This window comes from Streptomyces sp. YS-3 (genome assembly GCF_045257485.1).
Classification (GTDB): domain Bacteria; phylum Actinomycetota; class Actinomycetes; order Streptomycetales; family Streptomycetaceae; genus Streptomyces.
On the sequence record NZ_JBJHPC010000671.1, the window covers coordinates 1 to 3,636 of the forward strand.

The window sequence follows — 3,636 nt, forward strand, 5'->3', positions numbered from 1 at the left end:
GGCCCGCGACGAGCACGGCGCGGGGGCGGCCCTCGGGCCGCAGCTCCGCGATGCCCGCCTCCGCGGCGTACCGGGCGGCGGTGCGGACGCGGGCGCCGCACATGCTCGATGAGTCGCTGCTCGACGCACCGGAAGCCCTGGCCCGCGCGGACCGCCGCGGTCTGCTGCGCGGAGCGGCCGACGCCGGCGCCCGCGTCCGCACCGCCGCCCGGTACGCCGCGGAGGCGGGCATCGCGGAGCTGCGGCCCGAGGGCCGCCCCCGCGCCGTGCTCGTCGCGGGCCCCGGCACCGCCGCCGCCGGCGTGGGCGACCTGGTCGCGGCGCTGGCCGGTGCCTCCGCCCCCGTCGCCCGGCTCGTCCCGTCCGGGGTGGCCGCCGCCGCGGGCGCGCTGCGCTGGAACCTCCCGGGCTGGGCGGGCTCGGTCGACCTCCTGCTCATCACCACCACGGACGGCAGCGAGCCCGGCCTCGCGCTCCTCGCCGAACAGGCCTACCGCCGGGGCTGCACGGTCGTGGCCGTGGCCCCCAAGGGCTCCCCGCTCTCCGAGGCCGTCGACGGGGTGCACGGCCTGGTGGTGCCGCTGGCGACGGCCCCGCACGAGCTGTACGAGGACGGGAGCACCCCGGCCGCCTCGCCGAGCGCCCTGTGGGCCCTGCTCACCCCCATCCTGGCCCTGCTCGACCGGCTGGGACTGATCTCCGCGCCCCCGGAGACGCTGGAGAAGGTCGCCGACCGGCTCGACCGCACCGCGGAACGCTGCGGTCCGGCCATCGCCACCTACAGCAACCCGGCGAAGACCCTCGCGGCCGAACTCGCCGACTCCTTCCCCCTGGTCTGGACGGAGGGCGAGGGCGCCGCCCCGGTGGGCCGCCGCTTCGCGACCGTACTGGCCGAGCTCGCGGGCCGCCCCGCGCTCGCCGGTGAACTGCCGGAGGCGCTGGCTTCGCACTCCATCCTGCTCGCGGGCTCGCTGGGCGAGGGCGCCGACCCGGACGACTTCTTCCGCGACCGCGTGGAGGAGCCCGCGACGCTGCACGCCCGCGTCGTCCTGCTGCGCGACCGCCCGGCCGGCGGCCTCTCCGCCGCCCCGGCGGCCCGCGAACTCGCCCTGGGCCACGAGGCGCAGATCAGCGAACTGGAGCCGGAGGAGGGCACGGAGCTGGAGTGCCTCGCGGAACTCCTCGCCCTCGCGGACTTCACGACCGCCTACCTCGCCCTCGCCTCGACACCGCCCCCGGCGTAGGGCAGTGCCGTGCGGTACGACGCCGACACGACCGGTGCCGGACGGCTGCCGGGACACGCGGGCGGCACGCGGCGACCGATTCCGTACACGACCATGCGAAAGTGACCACGCGAACCATGGACCGTCTCGCCAACACCGTGCGCCCCTACGCCTGGGGGTCCACGACGCTGATCCCGGAGCTGCTCGGCACCGCCCCCACCGGCGAACCGCAGGCGGAGATGTGGATGGGCGCGCATCCGGGCGCCCCGTCCCGTGTCGACCGGGGTACGGGCGAGGCTCCGCTCTCCGACATCATCGCGGCGGACCCGACGGCGGAGCTCGGTGACGCGGCCGTCGCCAAGTTCGGCCCCCGTCTTCCCTTCCTTCTCAAAGTGCTGGCGGCAGGCGCCCCCCTTTCGCTTCAGGTGCATCCCGATCTCGCCCAGGCGCAGCGGGGTTACGCGGACGAGGAGAGCGCGGGCGTTCCGCTCGGCGCCCCGCACCGCAACTACAAGGACGCCAACCACAAGCCCGAACTGATCTGTGCCTTGACAACGTTCGAAGGGCTGTGCGGGTTCCGGGCTCCGGAGGAATCCGCGGACCTTCTCGCCGCGCTCGACGTGGACTCCCTCAAGCCGTACGTGGACCTCCTGCGCGCGCACCCCGAGGAGGCGGCGCTGCGCGAGGTCCTCACGGCCGTACTGACCGCCGATCCGCGGGAGATGGCGGAGACGGTGGCCGAGGCCGCGGCGGCCTGCGAGCGCCTCGACGACGACGTCCACCGGGTGTGGGCCACGCTCGCCCACCACTTCCCGGGCGACGCCGGCGTCATCGCGGCCATGCTCCTCAACCACGTCCGGCTCCAGCCCGGCGAGGCCCTGTTCCTCGGCGCCGGCGTCCCGCACGCGTATGTGAGCGGCATGGGCGTGGAGATCATGGCCAACTCGGACAACGTGCTGCGCTGCGGTCTTACCCCCAAGCACGTGGACGTTCCCGAACTCCTCCGGGTCGTCCGCTTCGAGGCCGGCGACCCCGGCGTGCTGCGGCCCGAGGCGTCGGAGACCGGCGAGGAGGTGTACGAGACCCCGATCGACGAGTTCCGGCTGTCCCGTTTCGTACGACCGGAAGGCGCGGCTCCGACGGACCTGACGGCCACGACGGCGCAGATCGTCCTGTGCACCGCGGGTGCCGTAAACCTGGGTGACCTGCGCCTCACCCCCGGTCAGGCCGCCTTCGTGCGGGCAGGTGAAAAGGCCGGACTGTCCGGAGCGGGCACCGCTTTTCGCGCCACTGTCGTGGCCTGATGCAACAATGTGCGGCCGTATGGCGGCACCCGGGCAGCCGCGTCAACGACGAAGGGAACACGTGCACGTATGAGTGCGTCAGGCGGAACCAAGGCGATCGTGGCGGCGCTCGGCGCCAACCTCGCGATCGCGGCAGCCAAGTTCGTGGCGTTCCTCTTCAGCGGCTCGTCGTCGATGCTCGCGGAGAGCGTCCACTCGCTGGCCGACTCCGGCAACCAGGGCCTGCTGCTGCTCGGCGGCAAGAAGGCCCAGCGTGAGGCGACACCGCAGCACCCCTTCGGCTACGGCCGCGAGCGCTACATCTACGCCTTCCTCGTCTCCATCGTTCTGTTCTCGGTGGGTGGCATGTTCGCCGTCTACGAGGGCTACGAGAAGGTCAAGCACCCGCACGACATCGAAGCCTGGTACTGGCCCGTCGGCGTCCTCCTCTTCGCGATCATCGCCGAGGGCTACTCCTTCCGTACGGCCATCAAGGAGTCGAACGAGACGCGCGGTTCGCTCTCCTGGTCGCAGTTCGTGCGCCGGGCGAAGGCCCCCGAGCTCCCGGTGGTCCTCCTTGAGGACTTCGGCGCACTCATCGGACTCGTCCTCGCCCTCGGCGGTGTCGGTCTCGCACTGGCCACCGGCGACGGCGTCTGGGACGGCATCGGCACCCTCTGCATTGGCGTCCTGCTGATCCTGATCGCCCTGATCCTGGCGGTGGAGACGAAGTCCCTGCTGCTCGGCGAGGCGGCCGGCCTCGAGGAGGTGCAGAAGATCCGTATGGCGATCGTCGACGGCGACACCGTCACCTCCGTCATCCACATGCGGACCCTGCACCTGGGCCCGGAGGAGCTCCTGATCGCCGCCAAGATCGCGGTGCGGCACGACGACACGGCGGCCGAGGTCGCCCGCGCCATCAACGAGGCCGAGGTCCGCATCCGTGAGGCGGTGCCGATCGCCCGCGTCATCTACCTGGAACCGGACATCTACAGTGCGGCGGAAGCCGCGGCCGGCCCGGACCCGGCGGCCACGCCCGGAGGCACCGGGCACTGAGCCGAGCGGGCGGCACCGCCGCCGCTGCCGGCGCGGGGCGGGCCGAGACCCCAAGGGGCGAGCGTGATCGGGGG

General features: G+C 73.3%; 3 protein-coding genes. All 3 read left to right on the plus strand.

The genetic code is table 11. The features are described from left to right. Window positions 1-101 precede the first annotated feature (101 nt). The 3 genes from ACJA3G_RS32955 (at window position 102) to ACJA3G_RS32965 (ending at window position 3,562) form a co-directional block, all read left to right on the plus strand. Window positions 102-1,244 (plus strand): SIS domain-containing protein, encoded by a 1,143-nt coding sequence (locus tag ACJA3G_RS32955; protein ID WP_406556702.1) that lies wholly within the window; start codon window positions 102-104, stop codon window positions 1,242-1,244. Between the two features lie 116 nt (window positions 1,245-1,360). Further along, the gene (manA, locus tag ACJA3G_RS32960) at window positions 1,361-2,527 is read left to right on the plus strand and encodes a mannose-6-phosphate isomerase, class I (protein WP_406556704.1); all 1,167 of its coding nucleotides are present in this window, start codon (window positions 1,361-1,363) and stop codon (window positions 2,525-2,527) included. A 69-nt stretch (window positions 2,528-2,596) separates the two neighbouring features. Then, the gene (locus ACJA3G_RS32965; RefSeq protein WP_406556703.1) at window positions 2,597-3,562 is read left to right on the plus strand and encodes a cation diffusion facilitator family transporter; all 966 of its coding nucleotides are present in this window, start codon (window positions 2,597-2,599) and stop codon (window positions 3,560-3,562) included. The last annotated feature ends 74 nt before the right edge of the window (window positions 3,563-3,636 follow it).

Bases quoted from the DNA above. Each gene is read 5' to 3' on its own strand.
- ACJA3G_RS32965 (WP_406556703.1), top strand. From the start codon at position 2,597: ATGAGTGCGTCAGGCGGAACCAAGGCGATCGTGGCGGCGCTCGGCGCC.
- ACJA3G_RS32955 (WP_406556702.1), top strand. From the start codon at position 102: ATGCTCGATGAGTCGCTGCTCGACGCACCGGAAGCCCTGGCCCGCGCG.
- manA (WP_406556704.1), top strand. From the start codon at position 1,361: ATGGACCGTCTCGCCAACACCGTGCGCCCCTACGCCTGGGGGTCCACG.